The 24,774-nt window shown below is 45.4% G+C and carries 22 protein-coding genes and 1 riboswitch; of the genes, 18 read left to right on the forward strand and 4 right to left on the reverse strand.

What is annotated here, in order from left to right:
- The first annotated feature begins 85 nt into the window (after positions 1 to 85).
- A riboswitch (molybdenum cofactor riboswitch) is annotated at positions 86 to 220 on the forward strand.
- The 11 genes from moaA to FKN16_RS13790 all read left to right on the forward strand — a co-directional run bounded on the left by moaA (position 209) and on the right by FKN16_RS13790 (position 10,315).
- On the forward strand, positions 209 to 1,198 hold the full coding sequence (moaA, locus tag FKN16_RS13740) for a GTP 3',8-cyclase MoaA (protein WP_005396649.1): 990 nt from the start codon (positions 209 to 211) through the stop codon (positions 1,196 to 1,198). It overlaps the preceding riboswitch by 12 nt.
- Before the next feature lie 105 nt (positions 1,199 to 1,303).
- On the forward strand, positions 1,304 to 1,816 hold the full coding sequence (moaB, locus tag FKN16_RS13745) for a molybdenum cofactor biosynthesis protein B (RefSeq protein WP_005396648.1): 513 nt from the start codon (positions 1,304 to 1,306) through the stop codon (positions 1,814 to 1,816).
- Between the two features lie 26 nt (positions 1,817 to 1,842).
- A complete protein-coding gene (gene moaC, locus FKN16_RS13750) occupies positions 1,843 to 2,322 on the forward strand; it encodes a cyclic pyranopterin monophosphate synthase MoaC (protein WP_005396647.1) in 480 nt (159 codons plus the stop codon).
- On the forward strand, positions 2,319 to 2,576 hold the full coding sequence (gene moaD / locus FKN16_RS13755; RefSeq protein WP_053808842.1) for a molybdopterin synthase sulfur carrier subunit: 258 nt from the start codon (positions 2,319 to 2,321) through the stop codon (positions 2,574 to 2,576). The genes moaC and moaD overlap by 4 nt, the downstream gene beginning before the upstream one ends.
- Before the next feature lies 1 nt (position 2,577).
- A complete protein-coding gene (moaE, locus tag FKN16_RS13760) occupies positions 2,578 to 3,033 on the forward strand; it encodes a molybdopterin synthase catalytic subunit MoaE (protein ID WP_005396645.1) in 456 nt (151 codons plus the stop codon).
- Between the two features lie 532 nt (positions 3,034 to 3,565).
- Positions 3,566 to 5,242, forward strand: a complete 1,677-nt coding sequence (locus tag FKN16_RS13765) for an ABC transporter substrate-binding protein (RefSeq protein ID WP_170902929.1) — start codon at positions 3,566 to 3,568, stop codon at positions 5,240 to 5,242.
- Between the two features lie 128 nt (positions 5,243 to 5,370).
- Positions 5,371 to 6,291, forward strand: a complete 921-nt coding sequence (oppB, locus tag FKN16_RS13770) for an oligopeptide ABC transporter permease OppB (protein ID WP_006742810.1) — start codon at positions 5,371 to 5,373, stop codon at positions 6,289 to 6,291.
- Between the two features lie 15 nt (positions 6,292 to 6,306).
- Complete coding sequence (oppC, locus tag FKN16_RS13775) at positions 6,307 to 7,209, forward strand: oligopeptide ABC transporter permease OppC (RefSeq protein WP_005396642.1); 903 nt, start codon at positions 6,307 to 6,309, stop codon at positions 7,207 to 7,209.
- Positions 7,210 to 7,236: 27 nt separating this feature from the next.
- Positions 7,237 to 8,208 carry an ABC transporter ATP-binding protein gene (locus FKN16_RS13780; protein WP_005396641.1) on the forward strand — a complete coding sequence of 324 codons (972 nt, stop codon included), beginning with the start codon at positions 7,237 to 7,239 and terminating at the stop codon, positions 8,206 to 8,208.
- Positions 8,187 to 9,200 carry a murein tripeptide/oligopeptide ABC transporter ATP binding protein OppF gene (oppF, locus tag FKN16_RS13785; protein WP_006742812.1) on the forward strand — a complete coding sequence of 338 codons (1,014 nt, stop codon included), beginning with the start codon at positions 8,187 to 8,189 and terminating at the stop codon, positions 9,198 to 9,200. Before FKN16_RS13780 ends, oppF begins: the two co-directional genes overlap by 22 nt.
- A gap of 167 nt (positions 9,201 to 9,367) precedes the next feature.
- Positions 9,368 to 10,315, forward strand: coding sequence for a glutathione S-transferase family protein (locus FKN16_RS13790; protein ID WP_170902930.1), 948 nt, complete (start codon positions 9,368 to 9,370; stop codon positions 10,313 to 10,315).
- Between the two features lie 114 nt (positions 10,316 to 10,429).
- Here FKN16_RS13790 and FKN16_RS13795 read toward each other — a convergent pair whose 3' ends face one another.
- Positions 10,430 to 10,852 carry a hypothetical protein gene (locus FKN16_RS13795; RefSeq protein WP_012841581.1) on the reverse strand — a complete coding sequence of 141 codons (423 nt, stop codon included), beginning with the start codon at positions 10,850 to 10,852 and terminating at the stop codon, positions 10,430 to 10,432.
- A gap of 287 nt (positions 10,853 to 11,139) precedes the next feature.
- Here FKN16_RS13795 and FKN16_RS13800 point away from each other — a divergent pair, with 287 nt between their 5' ends.
- Positions 11,140 to 12,417, forward strand: a complete 1,278-nt coding sequence (locus FKN16_RS13800; protein ID WP_104969646.1) for a DUF4010 domain-containing protein — start codon at positions 11,140 to 11,142, stop codon at positions 12,415 to 12,417.
- Positions 12,418 to 12,528: 111 nt separating this feature from the next.
- On the opposite strand, the gene pta is transcribed toward FKN16_RS13800, so the two are convergent.
- Positions 12,529 to 14,673: a phosphate acetyltransferase gene (gene pta / locus FKN16_RS13805; RefSeq protein WP_005396636.1), complete on the reverse strand. Its 2,145-nt coding sequence runs from the start codon at positions 14,671 to 14,673 to the stop codon at positions 12,529 to 12,531.
- Between the two features lie 136 nt (positions 14,674 to 14,809).
- A complete protein-coding gene (locus FKN16_RS13810) occupies positions 14,810 to 16,006 on the reverse strand; it encodes an acetate kinase (protein ID WP_005396635.1) in 1,197 nt (398 codons plus the stop codon).
- A 346-nt stretch (positions 16,007 to 16,352) separates the two neighbouring features.
- Between FKN16_RS13810 and yfbV the strand changes: the two genes are divergently transcribed.
- The 6 genes from yfbV (at position 16,353) to FKN16_RS13840 (ending at position 23,621) form a co-directional block, all read left to right on the forward strand.
- Entirely contained in the window at positions 16,353 to 16,805 is a 453-nt protein-coding gene (yfbV, locus tag FKN16_RS13815; RefSeq protein ID WP_005380809.1) for a terminus macrodomain insulation protein YfbV, read from the forward strand.
- A 329-nt stretch (positions 16,806 to 17,134) separates the two neighbouring features.
- On the forward strand, positions 17,135 to 18,100 hold the full coding sequence (locus tag FKN16_RS13820; RefSeq protein ID WP_012841583.1) for an ABC transporter substrate-binding protein: 966 nt from the start codon (positions 17,135 to 17,137) through the stop codon (positions 18,098 to 18,100).
- Between the two features lie 174 nt (positions 18,101 to 18,274).
- Positions 18,275 to 19,210 carry an ABC transporter permease gene (locus FKN16_RS13825; RefSeq protein WP_054574798.1) on the forward strand — a complete coding sequence of 312 codons (936 nt, stop codon included), beginning with the start codon at positions 18,275 to 18,277 and terminating at the stop codon, positions 19,208 to 19,210.
- Complete coding sequence (locus FKN16_RS13830; RefSeq protein WP_114323289.1) at positions 19,207 to 20,001, forward strand: ABC transporter ATP-binding protein; 795 nt, start codon at positions 19,207 to 19,209, stop codon at positions 19,999 to 20,001. Before FKN16_RS13825 ends, FKN16_RS13830 begins: the two co-directional genes overlap by 4 nt.
- A 141-nt stretch (positions 20,002 to 20,142) precedes the next feature.
- Positions 20,143 to 21,969 (forward strand): maltodextrin glucosidase, encoded by a 1,827-nt coding sequence (malZ, locus tag FKN16_RS13835; protein ID WP_104971966.1) that lies wholly within the window; start codon positions 20,143 to 20,145, stop codon positions 21,967 to 21,969.
- A 176-nt stretch (positions 21,970 to 22,145) separates the two neighbouring features.
- Positions 22,146 to 23,621 carry a GGDEF domain-containing protein gene (locus FKN16_RS13840; protein ID WP_170902931.1) on the forward strand — a complete coding sequence of 492 codons (1,476 nt, stop codon included), beginning with the start codon at positions 22,146 to 22,148 and terminating at the stop codon, positions 23,619 to 23,621.
- Between the two features lie 35 nt (positions 23,622 to 23,656).
- Here the strand turns inward: FKN16_RS13840 and dusC are convergent, their stop codons facing one another.
- The gene (gene dusC / locus FKN16_RS13845) at positions 23,657 to 24,616 is read right to left on the reverse strand and encodes a tRNA dihydrouridine(16) synthase DusC (protein WP_104971964.1); all 960 of its coding nucleotides are present in this window, start codon (positions 24,614 to 24,616) and stop codon (positions 23,657 to 23,659) included.
- Positions 24,617 to 24,774: the final 158 nt, after the last annotated feature.

The raw sequence follows: 24,774 nt of genomic DNA on the forward strand, positions 1-24,774 counted from the left end.
AGAGAGTTTTTTATCACTCAAGTCTGGATTCCAGTACAAATATTAAGTATTTTACACCGCAAAGCTATCAGAGGTTTCATATCTCTGGTTGCCATAACTCCGAGCTCACTATTGCTAAGTCCGAGGATAAGCGTTTTGAGCCAGTGGCGTACTGTCACAAGGGCATGATTGGAAATGGCCATGCCTCCCGTGTTTGGAAAGGTGTTCCGTGGCGCAACAATTCGAAGACAAATTTCATCGTAAGTTCTATTACTTGCGTCTGTCTGTGACCGACGTATGTAATTTCAAATGTACCTATTGCCTTCCTGATGGCTATAAGCCTTCGGGCAATAAAAACTCGTCTTTTTTATCTCTTCCTGAAATCAAACGGGTCGTAAAAGCGTTTGCTGATTGTGGCACGTCAAAAGTGCGCATTACTGGCGGTGAACCAAGTTTACGCAAAGATTTTACCGACATTATCCACTCAGTGGCGACGACGCCCGGTATCCAAAAAGTTGCAACGACGACCAATGGTTACCGCATGGCGAAGCAAGTCGCAGACTGGCGTGAAGCGGGCTTAACTCACATCAACGTTAGCGTGGACAGCCTTGATCCGCGTATGTTCCATCAAATCACGGGTGAAAATAAGTTCACTGAGGTGATGAATGGTATCGAGCGTGCGTTTGAAGTTGGTTATGAGCAAGTCAAAGTTAATGTGGTTTTGATGAAAGATCTTAACCATCAAGAACTGCCAGCGTTTCTCAACTGGATAAAAGATCGTCCAATCCAACTGCGCTTCATCGAATTGATGCAAACGGGTGAGATGGATGATTTATTCAATAAGCATCATGTGTCCGGCGTAGCAATTCGTAATCAGTTGATTGCAAACGGTTGGCTGCTTAAAGTGCGCTCTCATAATGACGGCCCCGCGCAAGTGTTTGTTCATCCAGATTACAAGGGTGAAATTGGCCTGATCATGCCTTATGAAAAAGACTTTTGTGAGAGCTGCAACCGACTACGCGTCTCTGCGATGGGTAAGCTGCATCTGTGTTTGTTTGGAGACCACGGTGTAGAACTGCGTGATCTATTGGAACGTGATGAGCAAGAAAGCGAGCTTATTGAACGCATCCAAGCGCAGTTACAAACTAAGTCGGTGAGCCACTTCTTGCACGATGGTAATACGGGTATGACGCCACATCTGGCTTCTATCGGCGGCTAAATCAACTCAAATTTTGTAGGGAAAGCTTATTTATAGGCTAGCTTTCCCTCGCTTTTCTAGAATCGATACCAAACGTATCAAAGTTAAAAGAGAATAGGTGAACACATGGGTCACGCTGAAAGCAAATTTCAACCTGCAAATATTGCCGTTCTAACGGTATCTGACACTCGTACCGAAGAAAACGATACCTCTGGTCGCTACCTTGTTGAACACGCTCAAGAAGCGGGTCACAATGTTGTCGATAAGCAAATTGTTATTGATGACATGTACAAAATTCGCGCAATTGTTTCTCAGTGGATTGCGGACGACAATGTTCAAGCGATCATGATTACTGGTGGTACAGGGTTCACGTCACGTGACAGCACACCAGAAGCGCTGAAGCCTCTGTTTGATAAAGAAGTAGAAGGTTTTGGTGAGTTATTCCGCATGGTGTCTTACGAAGAAATTGGTACGTCAACCATCCAATCGCGTGCAATTGCAGGCTTTGCTAATCATACAGTTATCTTCGCAATGCCTGGTTCAACAGGCGCGTGCCGCACTGGCTGGACGAAGATCATCAAGCAGCAGTTAGATGCAAGCCATCGCCCTTGTAACTTCATGCCGCACCTATCTGTATAACCTTTCCTAAAAGCGAAGGAAAAACAATGACTCAATTTACCCATATCAACGCGTCTGGCGAAGCTAACATGGTCGACGTGTCTGCAAAAGCTGAAACGGTTCGTGAAGCACGTGCAGAAGCATTTGTTCACATGGCCCCAGAAACCTTGCAACTGATTGTTTCCGGGCAGCATCATAAAGGTGATGTGTTCGCGACGGCTCGAATTGCTGGTATCCAAGCTGCAAAGAAAACGTGGGATTTGATTCCACTTTGTCATCCTCTGTTGCTTTCTAAAGTCGAAGTTCAGTTGGAGGCTATTGAGTCAGAAAACAAAGTTCGTATTGAATCTGTTTGTAAGCTTGCAGGTAAAACGGGCGTAGAAATGGAAGCGCTCACGGCGGCTTCTGTTGCTGCACTGACGATTTACGATATGTGTAAAGCGGTGCAAAAAGACATGGTTATCGGTCAAGTTCGTCTCCTAGAAAAGACGGGTGGAAAATCTGGACACTTCAAGGCGGAATCATGATTAAAGTACTTTTTTTTGCTCAAACTCGTGAGCTGATTGGTATCGACAGTGTCGAATTAGATGATCAATTTGAAACGGTTGAAGCGATTCGCGCACATCTCGTGGAAGAGGGCGCTGATAAAAATGGTAAGTGGGATTTGGCTTTAGAGCCAGGAAAGCTACTTGCTGCTGTTAATCAATCTATTGTCCCACTTGATACCGAAGTAAAATCGGGGGATGAAGTTGCATTTTTCCCACCGGTAACCGGAGGTTAAGATGGACCCACGCGTCTCTGTACAAGTTGAAGACTTTTCCGTTGATCACGAATATCAACGTTTATCCGAAGGTACGGCTGCTGGTGCTGTCGTAACATTCATTGGTAAAGTTCGAGATATGAACCTTGGCGATAATGTTGTTGGTTTGCACTTGGAACACTACCCAGGCATGACTGAGAAGAGCTTGAGCGACATTTGCGATCAAGCTGAATCACGTTGGCCATTATTGGGCGTACGCGTGATTCATCGCGTTGGTGACATGGATAGTGGTGATCAAATCGTCTTTGTTGGTGTTTCAAGTGCACACCGCGGAGCAGCATTTGATGCTTGCGAGTTCATTATGGACTACTTGAAAACCAAAGCACCATTTTGGAAGAAAGAACGCACGACGAATGAAGATCGTTGGATTGAGTCGCGCGATACTGATCACCAAGCTGCACGGCGTTGGGAAAAATAGAACCCACGCCTCATTCTAGTGAAAAAAGCTAAGTGTCAATGGCACTTAGCTTTTTTTGTACTTATCTTCATAATTCTGCTCATTTGACTTCAACACAACCCGTATTCGCTCTGGTGATATTCTTCACAATAAAAGTTTTTAGCCCAATATATAAACAATTATTTGTTAGACTTCATTTGTCATAAATGTTAAATAATATGTAAATATCTAGCATAAGATGCTATCAAATGGTTTAAATGTAGATTAATCGAAAGTTTTGTCTGTGGAATGTCGCTTCTGGTCTCCATTTGGCTGGTGAATGCTTTTTGATTAGAGTTTACTGCTAGATATGTGTGGTTTAGTCAGGATTATTGGTTTTTTTGCTACATTTTTATGGCAAATTACTTCAATGATTGCTAATGTGTGCCGCAGTCTTTGTAAGGTTTTAGGCTTTTGTGCTCAGAAAATGCACTAAAAAAATCTAAAACTCTGACCGTTCCAGGCCCTTACAAAGAAGTCATGGATGCTAACGAAAAAATTTGGAGTTTTACGCATGTATAAGAATAAAATCACGCGCGCTTTATTTATTGGTGCTGGTCTTTCTCTCGCTTTAGCTGGTTGTGGCGAAAAGCCTGCAGAGAAACAAGCTGCTGAGCCTGCTCCGGCTACAGCCCCTGAAGCTAAATCTGATTCTAAAGAGCCAAAACTTGCTGCTGTTCAAGAATTGGTGCGTGGTAACGGTACAGAAGTTGCGACAATAGACCCTCATAAATCTCAAGGTGTTCCAGAATCCCACGTGATTCGCGATCTTCTTGAAGGCCTAGTAAACCAAGATGCGGACGGTAACACTATCCCTGGTGTTGCAGAATCTTGGGAAACTGAAGACAACAAAACATACACTTTCCACCTACGTGAAGACGCAAAATGGTCTAACGGTGATCCTGTTACTGCAGGTGATTTTGTATACAGCTTCCAACGCGCAGTCGACCCAGCAACCGCTTCTCCATACGCTTGGTACATGGAATACACCAAGATGAAGAACGCAAAAGACATTGTTGCGGGTAAAAAAGACAAGAGTGAGTTGGGTGTTAAAGCGGTTGACGACCACACGTTAGTGGTTGAGCTAGACACTGCTGTACCATACTTTGTGATGATGATGGGCCACACAACAGTGAAGCCTGTTCACCAAGCAACCGTTGAAAAGTTCGGCGATCAATGGACGAAGCCTGAGAACTTTGTAGGTAACGGTGCTTATGTTGTTGACAACTGGGTTGTAAACGAGCGTTTAGTTCTAAAACGTAACGAACAATACTGGGACAACGAAAACACGACGCTTGATCAAGTTACTTTCCTACCAATCGAAAACCAAGTAGCGGAAATGAACCGCTTCCTAGCAGGTGAAATCGACTTCACGAATGAACTGCCTACAGAGCACTTCAAGCGTTTGAAGCAAGAGCATCCAGAAGACGTGTCTGTATCGGGTAACTTGTGTACTTACTACTACATCTTCAACACGAAGAAAAAGCCGTTTGATGATGTTCGCGTACGTAAAGCGATTTCTTATGCGATTGACCGTAATATCGTGACTGATGCGATCCTAGCACAGGGTCAAAAGCCAGCTTATTTCCTAACGCCTGAAATCACGGCGGGTTTCAACCCAGAAATCCCTGCATACGGCAAAATGACGCAAGAAGAGCGTAACGCTGAAGCGGCGCGTCTATTGGAAGAAGCGGGTTACGGCGCAGACAACCCTCTTGAATTTAACCTTCTATACAACACGTCAGAGAACCACAAGAAACTTGCGGTTGCACTGGGTTCAATGTGGAAGAAGACGCTTGGTCTAGACGTTACGCTAGAAAACCAAGAGTGGAAAACTTACCTATCTACCAAAGATTCTGGCAACTTTGAGGTTGCTCGTGCAGGTTGGTGTGGCGACTACAACGAAGCTTCATCTTTCCTAACGCTGATGATGAGTAATAACACTACTGGTGGTATTCACTACGACAGCAAAGAGTACGATGCAATCATGAACAAAGCATTTGCTTCAACTTCTGACGAAGAGCGTCAAGCGCTTTACCTAGAAGCAGAGAAGTTGATGGCAAAAGATATGCCAATCGCACCTATCTACCAGTACGTGAAATCACGTCTACTATCACCGAAAGTTGGTGGCTTCCCAGTCAATAACGCGGAAGACAAGATTTACTCTAAAGATCTCTACATCACAGAGTAATTCGTAACTCGATAGAACTATAAAAATGAGGCTCTACATGTGAGAAATTGCATGTAGCGCCTATCTTTAGTCCAAAAGAATTGGACGACTTCTTTAATTTAACTGTCACAGACTGAAAGAGTGAGTTTATGCTTAAATTCATCGCAAAAAGGATATTTGAGGCGATCCCAACAATGTTGGTTTTGATCACCGTATCTTTCTTTCTTATGCGCTTTGCACCGGGAAACCCTTTCTCGACAGAGCGTCCATTGCCACCCGAAGTAATGGCAAATATCGAAGCTAAATATGGCTTGGATAAACCTGTATTTGAACAATACACCACGTATTTGACCAATGTTATCCAAGGGGATTTCGGGCCGTCATTTAAATACCTTGATTACTCGGTTAACGAGCTGATCGCGGTTGCCTTACCTGTTTCGGCTAAAGTAGGCTTTATCGCCTTTATCTTTACCCTGATTATGGGGGTTACCGTCGGCACCATTGCTGCGCTCAAGCAGAATACTTGGATTGATTACACCATCATGTCGACAGCGATGCTCGGCGTGGTAATGCCTTCTTTTGTATTGGCACCTGCTCTTATCTATCTGTTCTCGCTTCACTGGAATATCTTCCCTGCGGGCGGTTGGCAAGATGGTAGCTGGCAGTATTTAGTGCTTCCTGTCATTGGTATGTCACTACTCTATGTTGCAACCTTCGCTCGTATTACGCGTGGTTCGATGATCGAGACACTGAACAGTAACTTTATTCGTACGGCTCGTGCTAAAGGTCTAAGCTACCGTTACATCATCATCAAGCACGCTCTTAAGCCGGCACTTCTCCCTGTTGTTTCTTACATGGGTCCTGCTTTCGTAGGTATCATCACTGGTTCTGTTGTTATCGAAACCATTTTTGGTCTACCAGGTATTGGTAAGCTATTCGTTAACGCTGCGTTTAACCGTGACTACTCGCTAGTAATGGGTGTAACCATCCTGATTGGTTTCCTATTCATTTTATTCAACGCGATTGTAGATATTCTACTTGCAATGATTGACCCGAAAATTCGCTACTAACAGGGACGTTTGGTTATGTTAACGAAAAAAGAAAACCTAGAAGCGATTGAGAAGTTCTCCGAAAACTTGGAGATTGAAGGTCGCAGTCTTTGGCAAGATGCTCGTATCCGTTTTATGCGCAACAAAGCGGCAATGGTGAGCTTATTCCTTCTTGTTCTAATGACGTTGGCGGTGATTATTCTGCCAATGATCGCACCGCACACCTTTGATGATACTGACTGGTACGCGATGCACGTTGCACCGAATGCTGACCATTGGTTTGGTACTGACAGCCTAGGCCGTGATTTATACGTGCGTACGCTAATTGGGGGGCGTATTTCGTTGATGGTGGGGGTTATGGGTGCATTTGTAGCCGTACTGATTGGTACGCTCTATGGCGCAGCATCTGGTTTTATCGGCGGTAAAGTTGACCGCGTAATGATGCGTATTCTAGAAATTTTATACGCGGTACCGTTTATGTTCCTGGTAATCGTACTGGTAACATTCTTCGGTCGTAACATCATGCTGATCTTTGTCGCGATTGGTGCTATCGCATGGCTAGATATGGCGCGTATCGTACGTGGTCAGACACTCAGCTTACGTAGCAAAGAGTTCATCGAAGCTGCACACGTGTGTGGTGTTAGCAACTGGAAAATTATCACTCGTCATATCGTGCCGAACGTACTGGGTATCGTAGCGGTTTACTCTACGCTACTTATCCCGAGCATGATCCTGACGGAGTCATTCCTATCATTCCTTGGTCTTGGTGTTCAGGAACCGATGACAAGTTGGGGCGCGCTTCTACAAGAAGGTGCACAGACAATGGAAGTGGCAATCTGGCAGCTGGCATTCCCAGCCGTGTTCATGGTTGTGACGCTATTCTGCTTCAACTACGTTGGTGACGGCCTGCGCGATGCGCTGGATCCAAAAGACAGATAATTAAAAGATAAGATTAAGGAAGCAATGATGAGCTTATTAGATGTCAAAGATCTGCGCGTCGAATTCACCACGCAAGATGGTATCGTAACCGCAGTAAACGATTTGAACTTCTCTCTCAACCAAGGCGAAACCTTAGGCATCGTTGGAGAGTCGGGATCAGGTAAATCTCAAACCGTATTCGCAATCATGGGCCTGTTGGCTAAAAACGGTATTATCTCTGGTAGCGCAAAGTTTGAAGGCAAAGAAATCTTAAACTTACCAGAAAAAGAACTGAACAAAGTTCGCGCTGAACAGATCGCAATGATCTTCCAAGACCCAATGACATCGCTGAACCCTTACATGAAGGTAAGTGACCAGTTGATGGAAGTGCTTATGCTGCATAAAGGCATGGGCAAAGCGGAAGCATTTGAAGAATCAGTACGCATGCTGGAAGCGGTGAAAATCCCTGAAGCGCGTAAGCGTATCACGATGTACCCGCATGAGTTTTCAGGCGGTATGCGTCAACGTGTAATGATCGCGATGGCGTTGTTATGTCGTCCTAAACTGCTTATTGCCGATGAGCCAACAACAGCACTTGATGTGACGGTTCAAGCACAGATCATGGACCTGCTTAATGAGCTTAAAGACGAGTTCAACACGGCGATCATCATGATCACGCACGACCTTGGTGTTGTTGCAGGTTCGTGTGACAAAGTGCTGGTGATGTATGCAGGTCGTACGATGGAGTACGGCAACGTAAACGAAATCTTCTATAATCCAAGCCACCCTTATGCAGAGGGTCTGTTGAAAGCGATCCCTCGCCTTGATACGGAAGGTGAAATTCTGCCAACCATTCCTGGTAATCCACCAAACTTGCTTCGTCTACCACCGGGCTGCCCTTATCAAGAGCGTTGTCACCGAGTGATGGATCGTTGTAAGCGTGAAGCGCCAATTCTGACTCCATTTGGTGATGGCCGTCAGCGCGCATGTTTTTCTGAATGGGAGGCTTGGAACAAATGAACGCAGTAGATAAAAAGCTAATTCTGGACATTTCAGAGCTGAAAGTTCACTTCAGCATTGCGTCAAAATCGGCATGGCCGTGGTCAAAGCCTTCAAGCCTAAAAGCGGTTGATGGGGTGAACGTTCGACTATACGAAGGGGAAACACTTGGTGTAGTAGGCGAGTCAGGTTGTGGTAAATCGACGTTTGCGCGCGCCATCATCGGTCTTGTTGAAGCGACGGATGGCGAAGTAGTTTGGTTGGGTCAAGATCTAACTAAGATGAAAGACGTCCAACGTCGTGAAACGCGTAAAGAAATCCAAATGATTTTCCAAGATCCTTTGGCTTCTCTTAACCCACGTATGACGGTTGGCGACATTATTGCTGAGCCTCTTGAAACGTTCTACCCAGAACTGTCTAAGCAGGAAGTGAAAGACCGCGTTAAAGAGATGATGGCGAAAGTGGGTCTACTACCAAATGTGATCAACCGTTATCCGCACGAGTTCTCGGGTGGTCAGTGCCAGCGTATCGGTATTGCGCGTGCGCTTATCCTTAAGCCTAAGATGATCATCTGTGATGAACCCGTATCGGCGCTTGATGTATCTATTCAAGCTCAGGTTGTTAACCTGCTTAAAGAGATTCAAAAAGAACTAGGCCTTTCTCTGGTATTCATTGCGCATGACTTGTCAGTGGTTAAACATATCTCAGATCGTGTTTTGGTCATGTACTTGGGTAATGCTGTCGAGCTCGGTGAGGCGGAGGCGCTGTTTGCTGATCCTAAGCACCCATATACACGCGCATTGATGTCAGCGGTTCCGATTCCGGACCCGAACATTGAACGCAGTAAGAAAATCCAAATGCTGGAAGGCGACCTTCCTTCGCCGATCAGCCCACCATCGGGTTGTGTGTTCCGCACTCGTTGCCCACAAGCAACCGAAGAGTGTGCGAAGACGAAGCCAACGATTCAAGGTAACGACGTTCACGCGGTATCTTGTTTGCACGTTAGTGTATAAATTCAGCCTGTGACGGGCTTAAGCGCGACACCTTTATCGGGTCGCGCTTTTTTTATGCATCTGATTTATACATTCGAATTTCTTGAACATGATGTCCTAAGTTCAGTGATTTTCTGTTTGATAGGAAACGCTAATATAGACATAAACAGAATGAGAGGAGCGCAATCATGGGTAAGTTGGTCGAAGGTGTTTGGCATGACGTCTGGTATGACACAAAATCAAATGGTGGCAAATTTGTGCGTGAAGATGCCGGATTCCGTAACTGGGTTAAAAACGAACCTGATGCGGAGTTTAAACCAGAGTCTGGTCGATACCATTTGTATGTCTCTCTTGCTTGTCCTTGGGCACACCGAACGCTCATTTTCCGCAAGCTGAAAGGCTTAGAACCACATATTGATGTCACGGTTGTTTGCCCTGATATGTTAAGCCAAGGCTGGCAAATGGGGCTTCCTGAGCCACTATTTGGTCACACTCGTATGCACCAAATCTACACGCAGGCCAAACCAGATTACACAGGCCGTGTAACTGTGCCTGTGCTTTGGGATAAAAAGACCAATACGATCGTGTCGAATGAGTCGTCAGAAATTATTCGTATGTTTAACTCGGAGTTCAATGAGTTAACAGGAAACCACGATGACTATTATCCAGAACAGCTAAAGCATGTTATTGACGAATGGAACGATTTTGTTTATCCAAACGTCAACAATGGAGTGTATCGCTGTGGTTTTGCGACCACGCAAGAGGCATATGAAGAAGCATTCGATTCTTTATTCGCTGCGCTAGATAAAATCGATTCGCACCTAGCGACGCATCGTTATTTAGCGGGGAATACTATTACCGAGGCTGATTGGCGTTTGTTTACGACTCTGATCCGTTTCGATGCCGTGTATGTGGGCCACTTCAAATGTAACAAGCAGCGCATCGCAGACTACGAAAATATTCAAGGATACTTAAAAGAGCTGTATCAAGTCGAAGGCGTCGAAGAAACCACGGATTTCTACCATATTAAACGTCACTACTATTTCAGCCACACCGGGATTAACCCGACGCAAGTCGTACCCAAAGGGCCTGATTTAGACTTAAACTCTCCTCATGGAAGAGAAATAATTAGCTAGTTTGCTGCCTCCATCAGAAATGAAAAAGTACTTAACGGTAAGCAATGTCGTTAAGTACTTTTATGCCAACTAAATACTAGGAGTAGGAGAGTGACTTTTAAGTGTGCGCTCGTCTTACTTAGCGCGTACGACGTCCATCACTAGTTTTCCGTCGACTTTTACAGGGCCATCTTCTTTGGCTCCGAGTGTATATTCAAATACGCCAGTCTTCATTCCCCCTTTTTCTCCGTGGACCATTAGCATCAGCATGTCGCCAGACTCAACCGGTTCCATCAAAATTGCATTCACGTTCTCATTCTGTCCCATCTTTAGTGGGGCATAGCCGATAACAGGGCCAGGCTTCATTGATTCGTCTGTTCGGTGGACGACCATCCATCCGTTGTCGTCAGCATGAGCCATTTTTGCGGTTACCGTTCCTCCGGACATATCTTGATCAACGCCTTTAATGCTTGGGGCTGAAAAGCTGAATGAAGAAAAACTGAACAGAATTGCAGCTAAACCAAGCTTTAGCAGTGAGTTGTTGATGGAGTTGTTCATATGTATTCCTTACTTATGTGTGAGTTTGCGTAATTGCAGTCCATCTTCGTTACGTAGTTCTAGTAAGAAAGTTCAGTTGAAATGTAAATAATGCTGATAAATTGAACAGGGAGGATCGCTTCGTTCTATTACGTTTTGGTGGTAGGTAAAAGAATAATGAAATTATAAGACGCAATGGTAAGCCAGGTGCCGGGGCCATTTTCTGATTATCCTCTCATCGTCACAGCTTCTTACCCATATTCAAATAAACTAATGATATAACAACCGCTTTTTAACGGGGGTGATGCATGGATATCAATGAGTTTGTCAGTGGCGAGCATCTAATTTGGAATCTGCTTATTGCTCTATTACTAGGGGCAATTGTTGGCACCCAACGTGGCTGGGTGATGCGCAATAGCGTAGAAGGCAGTCGTGTAGCAGGCATTCGTACTTTTTCTTTAGTCGGTTTACTCGGTGGTTTAGTTGGCATTCTCGCCAGCATCTATACACCTTTACTCATTGGTTTTGCGCTTATCGCTTTAGTCATCCTCACTTGCATCGCTTTTGTTATACAGCAGAAAAAGAGCGGAGATGTGAGCATCACTGGCGTGGTTAGTATCATGGTGGTGTTTGTTCTGGGTAACCTTGCCGTGTCGGGTGAGGCTGTTTTAGCTGCAGCAGCGGCCGTCATAACCGCTGTGGTGCTCGATAACAAAAGAGAGCTACATCAAGCACTACAAAAACTGCAAGAGTATGAGTTAGACGCAGCACTGCGTTTATTACTTATCTCGATAGTCATGTTACCACTGTTACCAAATCAATCTTACGGCCCTTGGAATGCACTTAACCCGTATGAGATTTGGTGGATGGTTGTGTTGATCGCTAGTATCTCTTTTGTCGGTTATTTTGCGATAAAGATCGGCGGGGCGAAGCGAGGTATTTTGTTTACGTCTGTATTTGCGGGGCTTAGCTCTTCGACAGCATTAACATTGCAGTTTTCCCATCTTTCTCGTGAGCAAGCGAGCATCAGCCCGTTACTCGCTAGTGGTATTCTTTTGAGCTGCGGAACCATGTTCCCTCGTTTACTTATCGTACTGTCTGTTATCAATCCACAATTAGTGAAACTGCTTTGGCCAATTGTGATGGCGATGATGGTTGCGCTGTACATTCCGGCATGGTGGATTTGGCGCAGAAGTGAAGTTGAGCAGATTGAGCAATCAAATAAGCAAACGAACCCTCTTGCTTTGCAGTCGGCACTGTTCTTTGGCCTCGTGTTGGCGGTGATTATGCTGCTTGCTCATGCTTTGTCTGACTGGTTCGGCAACGCGGGTGTGTTGATCCTTTCTGCTTTATCAGGGATTACTGACGTTGATGCGATCTCGTTAACCCTCGGGCGTCAAAGTACGCAAACATTGAGCGTGACCACTGCTGCGTTAGGCATTTTGATTGCCGCTTCGGTTAATACCATTGTGAAAATGGGGATGGTCATCGCGATAGGGGATAAGAAGCTTTGGCGCCGAATCGCACCAGTGATGACAGGTTGTGTTGTGGTTGGGGCTGGGGTATTTATGGCGCTGTATTCGTAAGAGCGTATTAGTACTATTGCTCATAGCCTCTTTGCTGTGTGGCCAACAATAGAAAAAGCCCTCGACGAATCGAGGGCTTTGGATAGTTGTCCAACTAGATGTCAGAAGCGATTATTTAGCTTCTTGGTCTGCTTGGATTGCTGTTAGAGCGATTGTGTACACGATATCGTCTACTAGCGCGCCACGAGACAAGTCGTTTACAGGCTTGCGCATACCTTGCAGCATTGGACCGATAGAAACTAGGTCAGCTGAACGTTGTACCGCTTTGTAAGTTGTGTTACCCGTGTTTAGGTCTGGGAATACGAATACTGTCGCTTTACCTGCTACTGGAGAGTTAGGCGCTTTAGACGCTGCCACGTTTTCCATGATAGCTGCGTCGTACTGTAGAGGACCGTCGATCACTAGATCAGGACGCTTCTCTTTCGCGATGCGAGTTGCTTCACGTACTTTATCAACGTCTGCACCCTTACCAGATTCACCAGTAGAGTAAGAGATCATAGCAACGCGAGGGTCGATACCGAATGCTGCTGCAGAGTCAGCAGATTGGATAGCGATTTCAGCAAGCTGTTCAGCGGTTGGATCTGGGTTGATCGCACAGTCACCGTAAACCAGTACTTGATCAGGCAGAAGCATGAAGAATACTGAAGATACGATAGACGCATTTGGTGCAGTCTTGATGATTTGGAACGGAGGAACGATAGTGTTCGCCGTAGTATGAACAGCACCAGAAACTAGGCCGTCAACTTCGTCGTTCTCAAGCATCATTGTGCCTAGGAATACTGAATCTTGTAGCTTCTCACGAGCCACAACTTCAGTCATGCCTTTCGCACCGCGCAGCTCAACTAGACGAGCAACGTAGTTTTCACGAACAGCATCGGCATCGATGATGGTTACGCCAGTACCTAGCTCAACGCCTTGTTGAGCTGCTACGCGACGGATTTCATCTGGGTTACCTAGAAGCACACAGTCTGCAATACCGCGTTCAGCACAGATTGCTGCCGCTTTAACAGTACGAGGTTCGTCACCTTCTGGAAGAACGATACGCTTGCCTGCTTTACGAGCAAGTTCAGTTAGCTGGTAACGGAACGCTGGTGGGCTTAGACGACGAGACTTCTGAGTACCTTCAGTCATTGACTCGATCCAGTTACCGTCGATGTGACCAGCAACGTGCTCGTTGATGAACTCGATACGCTCTTTATCGTCTGCAGGTACTTCGATGCTGAAGCTCTGTAGGTTTAGAGATGTCTGCCAAGTGTTACCTTGTGCTTTGAAGATAGGCAGACCAGTGTCGAACGCTGGCTTACATAGACCTTCGATTTCGCGAGGGATGTCGTAACCGCCAGTTAGCAGTACAGCACCAATATCCACACCGTTCATTGCAGCAAGAGAAGCAGCAACGATAACATCAGGACGGTCTGCAGACGTAACAAGTAGAGAGCCCGGTTTGAAGTGCTCAATCATGTTTGGCAGAGAACGTGCACAGAAAGTGATGCTCTTGATGCGACGAGTGTTGATGTCACCTTCGTTGATGATATCTGCTTTCAGGTGTTTAGCCATGTCGATTGCACGAGTCGCAATCAGATCAATGCTCCATGGCACACAACCTAGTACACGAATTGGAGAAGTGTTGAAAATTTCCATCACTTTCAATTCGTTTTGTTTCGCGCTGTCTGCATCGTCAAAGATTTCAGATAGGTCAGGGCGAGTACGGCCAGCTTCGTCAACAGGAGCGTTTAGCTTGTTGATGATAACGCCAGAGATGTTTTTGTTCTTAGTGCCGCCGAAGTTAGAACATGCTACTTCGATACGCTCTTTCAGTTGCGCAGGGTTATCAGTACCTGGAGTCGCAACTAGCACGATTTCTGCACCAAGTGTTGCCGCGATTTCCGCGTTTACTTGGTTTGCAAATGGGTGCTTACGAGTAGGTACAAGACCTTCGATTAGCGTAACGTCTGCGTCTTTGTTGATTTGGTTGTAACGTTCAACAACGGTTTCTAGCAGCTCGTCCATGTTGTCGTTACCGATTAGGCTTTCAGCAACAGACATCGCCATTGGTTCACCGATCTTCATATCGCTGTTGTGGCCAACGATAGTTGAAGTCAGATCTGGCTGATCACCACCTGAACGTGGCTGACAGATTGGCTTGTAGAAAGAAACTTTAACGCCTTTACGCTCCATAGCGCGAAGAACACCCATGCTAACGCTTGTTAGGCCAACGCCTGCGCTAGTAGGGATAAGCATAATAGTACGAGACATTCGTAGAGTACCTTTAGCTATTTGGGGGATAAAAGCTCAACTCTTATTCCATGAAGCTCGAAGAATAGGAGTTGAGCCCCTAAGAAATTCGTTTGAATGAAAATCTGGCTAGCCGAGTGGCTAGCCAGTAATTCAATTAAAGACCTGTCAGGCGTGCAGTGTCTTCAGCGATGACTAGCTCTTCGTTAGTAGAGATAACCATTGCAGGGATACGGCTGTTTTCAGTCGTGATAACGCCTTCGCCGCCGAAGCGAGCTTTAAGGTTAGCTTCGCTATCTACTTCGATACCGAAGATGCCAAGACGATTTAGAACCATTTCACGGATAGGGCCAGAGTTCTCGCCGATACCGCCAGTGAAAGTGATTGCGTCTAGACGACCGTCCATTGAAGCAGTGTAGCCAGCTACGTACTTAGCTAGACGGTGGCAGAACACGTCCATTGCGCGTGTTGCTTCTTCTTTCTCACCGTAGTTGTCTTCAACGAAACGACAGTCAGAAGTCACTTCAGTTAGACCTTGAAGACCAGACTCTTTAGTTAGCATCGTGTTGATTTGATCAACAGAGTAACCTAGAGCGTCGTGTAGGTGGAAGATGATCGCAGGGTCGATGTCGCCACAGCGAGTACCCATTACTAGACCTTCAAGTGGAGTAAGACCCATAGAAGTGTCTACAGATTGACCGTTCTTGATTGCACATACAGACGCGCCGTTACCTAGGTGACAGTTGATGATGTTTACTTCTTCAACTGGTTTGTTTAGTAGGCCAGCAACTTCACGAGTGATGAACAAGTGAGAAGTACCGTGCATACCGTAACGACGGATACCGTGTTCTTTGTATAGGTTGTATGGAAGAGCGTATAGGTAAGACTCTTCAGGCATAGTTTGGTGGAACGCAGTGTCAAATACAGCAACGTTTTTCAGCTCTGGGAAGTTTTTCTTAGCCGCTTCGATACCGATGATGTGAGCAGGGTTATGAAGAGGTGCAAATGTTGCAGCGTCTTGAATACCTTTTAGAACTTCATCAGTGATTAGTGCAGATTGAGTGAACTGCTCGCCGCCGTGAACGATACGGTGACCGATTGCGCCTAGGTTAGCTTTAAGCTCTGGCTTAGAAGCAAGAATAGTTTCTACCATAAACGCTAGTGCTTCTTCGTGAGCTGCACCATTGCCTAGTTGAGCTTCGTGCTTGCCATCAAGTTTCCACTTGATGCGAGCTTCAGGAAGGTGAAGACACTCAGCAAGACCTGATAAGTGCTCGTCGCCGTTCTCGGCATCAACAACGGCAAATTTAAGAGAAGAACTACCGCAGTTTAAAACTAAAACTAGCTTAGACATGTATGACTACCTGTTATTCGTCTGATAAAAAATCAGTTAAAGAATGAAAAATTAATCACAAGAATAGCCGATACCCAGAAGGCTGCGTACTAATCCTGGTCAAAAATTGTTCTAATTCCATATAAAGAAATAGTGATGAACCCATCCATCACTATGATGCGATCCGTGCAGATAGATATCTCGGAGTTGCTTAAATTGTAAATAACAGCAACAATGAGATTGAGGGTCTGCAAAGGATAGCGATAATAAGCAATGATAACAAAAAAAATTTGAAAGAATATTAACTTTCATCAATTTTTTGTACCTTCAGTTGAAATGTTCAACTATTTTTTAGTGAGAGAGCGGTATGAGTAATAAAGTCGGATTGATCCATAGCCTGAAAGATGGCCAGAATTACATGGAGATCTGGCCGGTTCGTAAAGAGCTAAGCGCCATATTTCCGGAACAGCGTATCATTAAGGCGACTCGCTTTGGCATTAAAGTCATGCCAGCCGTCGCTGCGATCAGCGTACTCACTCAAATGGCATTCAACAATTACCACGCGTTACCTCAGTCTATTGTTGTCGCCTTGTTTGCGATTAGCTTGCCACTCCAAGGGATTTGGTGGCTTGGTGCTCGATCCAACACGAAACTGCCGCCTTCTCTGGCATCTTGGTATCGGGAGCTGCATCAAAAAATTGTGGAAACAGGTTTTGCACTAGAGCCTGTTAAAGCTCGCCCTCGTTATAAAGAGCTTGCGATAATACTGAACCGAGCGTTTCGCCAGCTCGATAAGTCGTCACTAGAGCGTTGGTTCTAATTTAAATTGTTTGAAATGGAGTGTGCACTAGCCGCTCCATTTTTGATCCTGCCTCTATTACCTACTTTGACGGTCGTTGATGAAGCGAGCGAAGCTTTGTTTACCAAAGATTCTTTCCGGATGAAGAAGTCCCCCGATCACAAATGTTGCTTTAGTGTTAAATCTTTCTTTTCTTTACTAAGACTTAGTAGTAATAATAAAAACAAGATGCGCAAGAAGTGCACAGTTATACGAACACAACATTACCCCCTTCAAACATTTGAATTCACGAGTCGATATTCATGTTGAATGCTCGCGAAACAAGGACGAAGTCACATCAAGGAGTTATGATGAAAACGAAACGTTTATTAGCCACTGCCGTTCTATCTGCTACTGCTATTTTCTCTTCTGCCAATGTACTGGCCGCCACTGCAACCGTTGCAGTTTCACAAATTGTCGAACACCCGGCGTTAGACGCGACGCGCCAAGGATTGCTTGATGGTTTGAAAGCGAAAGGCTACGAAGAAGGCAAAAATCTAGAATTTGATTATAAGACCGCACAGGGTAATCCAGCGATTGCGGTGCAAATTGCCCGTCAGTACGTCGGTGAAAATCCTGATGTGTTAGTTGGCATCGCGACACCTTCGGCACAAGCTTTGGTGTCGGCTACTCGCTCTATTCCTGTTGTCTTTACTGCGGTAACAGATCCGGTTGGTGCGAAATTGGTTAAGTCGATGGAACAACCAGGCAAAAACGTAACTGGCCTGTCTGATCTTTCACCCGTTGCTCAGCATGTCGATCTCATCCAAGAAATTCTTCCTCAGGTGAAAAGCATCGGGGTTGTATTTAATCCCGGTGAAGCTAATGCCGTGACTTTAGTTGAATTACTAAAAGAAAGCGCAAAAGCAAAAGGCATACAAGTGGTTGAAGCGACCGCACTAAAAAGTGCTGATGTTCAGTCTGCGACTCAAGCGATTGCAGCGAAATCAGACATTCTTTACGCCCCAACAGACAATACAGTTGCAAGTGCGATTGAAGGGATGATTGTGGCAGCGAATCAAGCGAAGAAACCTGTATTTGGTGGCGCGACGTCGTATGTCGAAAAGGGTGCAATTGCAGGCTTAGGTTTTGACTACTACCAGGTTGGTGTACAAACCGCGGATTACGTGGCGGCGATTCTTGATGGTCAAGAACCAGGCAAGCTGGATGTAAAAGTCGCGACGGGCTCTGACCTTGTAATTAATGAAAGCGCAGCATCTAAGCTCGGTATCAAGCTGCCAAGTTCTGTGGTTGAACGTGCGACAAGCATGCAATAAGTAACGCTTTTTGGGGTTAAGCCTGTCACGTTGGTTGGTAGAGGCTTGCCCCAAAATTGATACTCGCCGGATTTCTCGTGTAGAGCATTCTGCTAGAGAAGAAGGGGAGTATACGTTAGAAGTCTTAAGTTCAGGTTGGTATTAGCCAGCCTGAGCATGCAGAAAGGAGCAGTTATGTCTGCATTTGCTTTTTTTGGCGCACTCGAAATTGGCTTGATTTATGGCCTAGTCGCTCTGGGTGTGTATCTTACGTTCCGTGTTCTCGATTTTCCCGATTTGAGTGTGGATGGCAGCTTTCCAATGGGAGCTGCGGTGGCTGCAACGGCGATTGTCGCAGGTATTAATCCTTGGCTTGCGACAATAATGGCGATGATAGCTGGTAGTATGACGGGGTGGGTAACCGCTTTTCTGGCTGTTCGGTGTGGTATTTTGCACCTGTTAGCTTCCATTCTTACCATGATCGCGGCATTTTCAATCAATATTCGTATTATGGGCAAACCTAATATGGCGTTGCTTGGAGAGGATACGATTCTCACGCCGTTTGAAGCCTTGGGCGATCCGATGTTCATTCGTCCTCTGGTTGTTGGGGTCTTAGTTCTTTTGTCCGCTTTCTTTGTCATTCGCCTGCTGAACAGCGACTTTGGTCTTGGTTTACGGGCCACGGGCGTTAATGCGCGTATGGTTTCTGCGCAAGGGGCGAGCACTGGTTTTTATACCTACTTTGGGTTGGCTTTATCTAACGGTTTTGTCGGATTCGCAGGCGCGTTGTTTGCACAAACGAACAGCTTTGCAGATGTGACCTCTGGCGTGGGCACCATTGTGGTTGGTTTGGCTGCTGTGATTTTGGGCCAGACCCTTATTCCCGGGCGAAAAATTTGGGTTGCGGTATTTGCTGTCATCATCGGTTCGGTGCTTTATCGTCTTGCAGTGGCTTTCGCTTTGAGCTCTGGCATGTTTGGTTTACAAGCTTCAGACCTCAACCTGGTTACCGCAGTATTGGTGGCTGTGGCGCTTATTGCTCCAAAGCTAAAACAGAGCATGAGAGCGAAACAACGCGTTACTGATGCTAAACAAGCGGCATCAAAAAATGGTTCTGGGGAGGCGTTATGATTGAACTTAATAACATTCAAGTCACGTTCAACCCTGGGACGATTTTGGAAAATCGTGCACTGAAAGGTGTCTCTTTAGAGGTTCCAGAACATCAATTTCTTACCGTGATTGGTTCTAATGGCGCAGGAAAATCGACGTTGCTTGGTGCGGTGACAGGTGAGACACCGATGATAGGTGGTCAGGTGATCATTGATGGCAAAGACGTCACCAAGCAGACGGTTGCCCAGCGTGCGACGCAATGCGCACGAGTGTTTCAAGATCCATTGGCCGGAACTTGTGGAGAGCTAACGATAGAAGAGAACATGGCTTTAGCGTACATGCGTGGTAAAAAACGCAGCTGGGGGTTGGCGCTCTCTACTAAACGTCGCAAGCTGTTCCAAGAGCGAATTAGCATCCTAGGGCTTGGTTTAGAAGACCGCTTGGGCGATAGCATTGGGTTGCTGTCTGGTGGGCAACGACAAGCCGTTAGCCTTGTGATGGCGACGTTATCGGAGAGTAAGTTGTTACTGCTTGATGAACACACGGCTGCGCTTGATCCCCGTATGGCGGCGTTTGTTATCGACTTAACTAAGCGTATTGTCGATGAGTTCGATTTAACCGTGATGATGGTGACGCATTCGATGAAAGACGCATTAGCATGTGGCGATAGGACCGTAATGCTTCACCAAGGTGAAATTGTGCTAGATGTGGCTGGAGAGCAGCGCGCTAACATGCAAGTACCAGACTTGTTGGATATGTTCTCCAAAGTGCGTGGTGAAGAGCTTGCAGATGACAGTCTCTTGTTGAACTAAGCAGTATCCTACTAGTTACTACGCCTACTAAGTGTGATCCTCCTTGGGAAAATTGGCTGATATGTCAACTCGCAAGGAGGATTTCTTGTCTCTCATTCTTCAATAACATAGTGGCATATCCGATGACGAGGAGTGCCCATAATGAACCTGCCATTTATTTTTCATAGTCAAACTATTGATGGTTTAGCTTTTAATCAAGAGCAAGTCACAGTCAGACTGAAAACCGAGACATTGGATTTTGATTCCGTATATGTGCGTCTTGAGCCGGACAATGAAGAATATCTGGTCGACATGGCTCAAATTGGAACAGCTGGGGAATTGTTACTATGGGAAGCATCGTTCCGACCAAATCGAGATCGAGATGTCACACATTATGTGTTTAAGCTTCTCAAAGACGGACAACAATACTGGCTCGATGCACGAGGCGTACAAAAGCGTATTCCACCCAAAGAGTTCCACTTTAAGTTGAATGTAAACCATCAACCACCAAGCTGGGTCCAAGAGCAAGTGTTCTATCAAATCTTTCCTGACCGTTTTTCTGCTAGTAAAAGTGAATCTGACATTCGTAAAGCTTATGTTCAGCATGATTCAGAAGCGATCATTAAATCGTGGGGAGACGCGGTAGGCTCTCACCAAAATACCGGGGCAAGAGAGTTTTTTGGCGGCGATCTCAAAGGTGTGGAGCAGAGGTTGGATTACCTTGAGCAGCTCGGCGTAACAGCGCTCTACTTCAATCCGATTTTTTCTTCACCAAGTAACCACAAATACGACACTACGGATTACTTCACTGTTGATCCTATGTTTGGCACCAATGCTCAGTTTGCGGAACTGTGTGAGAAGATTCGTGGTAAGAATATGAAGATTGTCTTAGACGCGGTGTTTAACCACACGTCAGTGCATCATCCTTGGTTTGATATCCAACAAAAAGGAGAGGGGGCGTATGGTCATCCGCATTCAAAGTTCCGCGATTACTACTTTTTCGAAGGCGAAACCAATCATTATATCGGTTGGAAAGGCATTGGTAACTTACCGGTTCTGAACTTCGAAAATGAACAAGTGCGCGACTATATCTACCAAAGTGAAGAGTCTGTCATCAAGTATTGGCTGAAGCCACCGTACTTGGTTGATGGCTGGCGGTTTGATGTCATTCATATGCTTGGCGAAGGAGAGGGAGCAAAAAACAATGCTCGTTATGTTGAAGCGTTTCGTCATGCGACGAAGTCAGTCAATCCGAATGCCTATGTGCTAGGTGAGCACTTTTTTGAAGCAACGCAGTGGTTGCAAGGTGATCAAGAGGATGGGGCGATGAACTACTACGGTTTTGCTCATCCAGTTCGAGCTTTTATCGCGCAGCAAGATATTATGTATGAACCAATCAACATTGATGGTTTGGAGTTTAAAGCATGGTTGGACGAAGCCAGAGCAAAAATTCCATTTTCGAATCAGCTATCGCAGCTAAATCAACTCGATAGTCATGATACTGCTCGTTTTATCACACTGGTTGATGGTGATAAGCGTAAAATGAACATCGCACTTGCTCTGCTCATGACATACGTCGGTACACCTTGTATTTACTATGGGAGTGAAGTCGGACTAGAGGGAGGGCTGGACCCAGATAATCGTCGCAGTTTCCCTTGGAATGAAATCGAAAACTCAGCATGGCTGTCGATTTACAAGCAATGGATTTCGATACGTAAACAGTACAAGTCTTTACAGTCTGGTAGTATTCAATGGCTGCATTGCGATACCAATGTGCTGGCTTATGCGCGCGTACTTGGAAGTGAAGCGATCGTTGTTGTGATGAATCTAAGTGGCGATGAGTGTTCAATTGACTTGCCTCTGTGGCAACTTGGTTTGGAGGCTACCCATCTTTCGTCACTTCTGGATGGACGCGAACTTATTGATTATAAGGGTCATCTTTCTGTCAATATACCTGCACAGAGCTTCAAATTGTGGCAACTGAAGTGACACTACATTCTATATTGATTAAACTTCTTTAATATATAAACAGTCTCCTACAATGCGTACACATTTGTTGGTTATCTGATTATCTGGCGATGCGCACTACGCATTGCCAGTTGATAAGACAGCGTAATCCCATTGTTTGATAAGAGACGATCTACCTTTCACATACATGGTACTCAATGGTTAACCAAAGGCGATTTAGTCTCTCATTTGTCATCTTTTTTCCCCTCGCATTATTTGTAGTGGTTTTGCTTGTTACGACAAAAAACTACTACGATGCGGTCAATCGCTATATTGATTCTGAGTATGCACGTATTGATCGTGCCATGTCCCGTGGTATTAAAGTCCTCACCGCCTTAGATTATAGTTTTACTAACTATACGAATTACGCTAACCCATTGTCTGAAGAGCACAACTCTTTAGTCAAAAAGGGGCTTTGTTATATTTGGCCGATAGACGTCTTGTTGCTAGAGAGTGTCTACAGTGAGGGGTTACCTGCGGTTGATCTTGATTACATGATTGTGGGCGATGAAAGCTTATGTCAGCAAGGTTCAACGATTAACCAATTAGCTGAACAAAAGGCGGGTTTTGCGCCGTCATTGTCTTTTCTGCACGATATTGAATCCCATATCGTTGGTATTCATTACATCGATAAGCGTGGTTACGTCATTTCGTCTCCTGACACGTACGCGAAAAACTTCACTAGAGAACTTTGGTCAACGCTAAAAGCGCGCCCATTTTGGCAAAAAACCGCACAAGATAAAGTGAACATCACCTTGGCCGGACCTGGGCCGATGTTGGATTCGATGGAAGGCCAAATCATTAGTATGACGGTGCCTGTTTACGAAAAAGGGAGGCATCAAGGTGTGCTGTCCATTGATTTTGATGTCAATGCGTTGATGGCTTCGTCGCTAGGTCTTGTTGGTAAGTTTCATTTGGTTTCCAATTTACAATCCATTCCTTCAAACAGTACACGTATCAAACCAGTCGAGTTAGAGCGATTGAGTGCGAATCACAGCATGTATTACGAGTACAACCTTTGGGATGAAGCTAAGAACCTAGCGGTGTTCGAAAAATACAGCCTTATTGTTGCGATCTCTATTTACGTTTTGAGCACAGTCGTATTGTTCTATGTGAATATGCATAGTGAACGACGTTATTTTAAAGATCTCGCCGCCAGAGATCCGATGACGAGCTTGTTGAACCGTCGAGGAATGCAAACCGTGTGGCGCAATAAGATGACGAAAAAACAGGTTGCACTAGCAGTGTTCGATATTGATAACTTCAAGAAGATCAATGATACCTATGGTCATGATGTCGGCGATTCTGCGATTCAGCTAGTTGCAAAATGTATACGTGAAAATATTCGCCACACAGATGTCGCCTCAAGATTTGGTGGCGAAGAGTTCGTGTTGGCGATTTACGACGAAGACTCGGAAGGCATTAAGCTAATTCTAGAGCGGGTAAAAAAAGCCATAGACGAACGCTCGAGACGCGTGACTAAAGAAGGTTTTACGATCTCTGGCGGTGTGGTGTTCAGTAAAGAGAACCGAGTGGAAAGCTTTGATGAGTTATTTAAAGCGGCAGATGAAAAGTTATATCAAGCCAAGAGTACAGGCAAAAATAAGATTTGCTACGAAGATCTAAGCGCTTAAAGGGCGAGCAGTTCGCCCTTTGCAATGCTCAGGTTTTATGCAACCTGAGAATTTAATTCATCACGATAACGTTGAATATGCTCAACAATCGGCGCGGCTTTGTTAAACGTTCGGATTTCTCTGAATAGATCTTTTGCTTCAGGATAGGCCTGACGTAAGTAAGAGAACCATTGTTTTACGCGGTTTGGATAGTACAAACCTTTGTCGCCTTTCATCTCAAACTTGGAGTAGTAGATCAGTAGCTCAACCACCTCGGGCCATGACATTGGCTGGTGGTTGTGTTTTACCACGTTGCCCAAGTTAGGGATATTGAAAGCGCCGCGGCACACCATCAAAGAGTCAACGCCAGTCGTTTCAATGCAACGTTGACCATCTTCATAATTCCAAATTTCGCCATTCGCAATAAGCGGAATATCAAAACGTTCGCGAATTTGGTTGATGTAATCCCATTTTATCTCAGACGCTTTGTAACCACCCTGCTTAGTCCGAGCGTGAACGGTGAGTTCATTTGCACCAGCAGATTGAATGGCATCAACAATTTCAAAGCAATCTTCAGGGTTTTCCCAGCCAAGACGAATTTTTGCAGTTACGGGGATTGCCTCTGGAACGGCTTCTCGACAAGCTTTTACCACACGGTGAATTAGCTCAGGATGCTGAAGTAGAGCAGCACCGCCCTTACTTTTATTGACCATTTTGGCTGGGCAACCAAAATTTATGTCGATGCCTCTGGCGCCTAGGCTCGCCGCTTTAATTGCGTTCTCAGCCATCCAGTTTGGTTCTTGTCCTAATAATTGCACATGTACTGGCACACCTGATGCGGTTTGAGAACCTTGCAACAGCTCCGGGCATAAACGGTGAAATACATGATCGGGCAATAACTGGTCGATGACTCGAACAAATTCCGTAACACATAGGTCATAGTCGTTTATCTCGGTCAGGATTTGGCGCATCAAATGGTCTAAAACGCCTTCCATTGGGCCTAGTACAACTCGCATAGTTTGCCTAATACAGTTTGGTGATAAAAAGGAGGGCGATTGTAGCGATGTAAGCTAAGTTTGTCATTAAAAGACTCAAAGCACTCAATACAGTCAAACTCGCAACTCCCGGTTACGTGCTTTTATGCTCTGAGGTATAATGCCGCCAAATTTATGGG

Origin of the sequence: Vibrio sp. 11-4(1), assembly GCF_013048625.1 — a bacterium.
In the GTDB taxonomy this organism is placed as follows: Bacteria; Pseudomonadota; Gammaproteobacteria; order Enterobacterales; family Vibrionaceae; genus Vibrio; species Vibrio diabolicus.

Coding starts and splice junctions, on each gene's coding strand:
- FKN16_RS13830 (WP_114323289.1), top strand. CDS start 19,207: ATGATTGAACTTAATAACATTCAAGTCACGTTCAACCCTGGGACGATT.
- pta (WP_005396636.1), bottom strand. CDS start 14,673: ATGTCTCGTACTATTATGCTTATCCCTACTAGCGCAGGCGTTGGCCTA.
- FKN16_RS13800 (WP_104969646.1), top strand. CDS start 11,140: ATGGATATCAATGAGTTTGTCAGTGGCGAGCATCTAATTTGGAATCTG.
- FKN16_RS13840 (WP_170902931.1), top strand. CDS start 22,146: ATGGTTAACCAAAGGCGATTTAGTCTCTCATTTGTCATCTTTTTTCCC.
- moaB (WP_005396648.1), top strand. CDS start 1,304: ATGGGTCACGCTGAAAGCAAATTTCAACCTGCAAATATTGCCGTTCTA.
- FKN16_RS13790 (WP_170902930.1), top strand. CDS start 9,368: ATGGGTAAGTTGGTCGAAGGTGTTTGGCATGACGTCTGGTATGACACA.
- oppB (WP_006742810.1), top strand. CDS start 5,371: ATGCTTAAATTCATCGCAAAAAGGATATTTGAGGCGATCCCAACAATG.
- FKN16_RS13765 (WP_170902929.1), top strand. CDS start 3,566: ATGTATAAGAATAAAATCACGCGCGCTTTATTTATTGGTGCTGGTCTT.
- moaC (WP_005396647.1), top strand. CDS start 1,843: ATGACTCAATTTACCCATATCAACGCGTCTGGCGAAGCTAACATGGTC.
- FKN16_RS13825 (WP_054574798.1), top strand. CDS start 18,275: ATGTCTGCATTTGCTTTTTTTGGCGCACTCGAAATTGGCTTGATTTAT.
- oppF (WP_006742812.1), top strand. CDS start 8,187: ATGGGAGGCTTGGAACAAATGAACGCAGTAGATAAAAAGCTAATTCTG.
- moaE (WP_005396645.1), top strand. CDS start 2,578: ATGGACCCACGCGTCTCTGTACAAGTTGAAGACTTTTCCGTTGATCAC.
- FKN16_RS13780 (WP_005396641.1), top strand. CDS start 7,237: ATGAGCTTATTAGATGTCAAAGATCTGCGCGTCGAATTCACCACGCAA.
- dusC (WP_104971964.1), bottom strand. CDS start 24,616: ATGCGAGTTGTACTAGGCCCAATGGAAGGCGTTTTAGACCATTTGATG.
- moaD (WP_053808842.1), top strand. CDS start 2,319: ATGATTAAAGTACTTTTTTTTGCTCAAACTCGTGAGCTGATTGGTATC.
- FKN16_RS13820 (WP_012841583.1), top strand. CDS start 17,135: ATGAAAACGAAACGTTTATTAGCCACTGCCGTTCTATCTGCTACTGCT.
- malZ (WP_104971966.1), top strand. CDS start 20,143: ATGAACCTGCCATTTATTTTTCATAGTCAAACTATTGATGGTTTAGCT.
- FKN16_RS13810 (WP_005396635.1), bottom strand. CDS start 16,006: ATGTCTAAGCTAGTTTTAGTTTTAAACTGCGGTAGTTCTTCTCTTAAA.
- oppC (WP_005396642.1), top strand. CDS start 6,307: ATGTTAACGAAAAAAGAAAACCTAGAAGCGATTGAGAAGTTCTCCGAA.
- FKN16_RS13795 (WP_012841581.1), bottom strand. CDS start 10,852: ATGAACAACTCCATCAACAACTCACTGCTAAAGCTTGGTTTAGCTGCA.
- yfbV (WP_005380809.1), top strand. CDS start 16,353: ATGAGTAATAAAGTCGGATTGATCCATAGCCTGAAAGATGGCCAGAAT.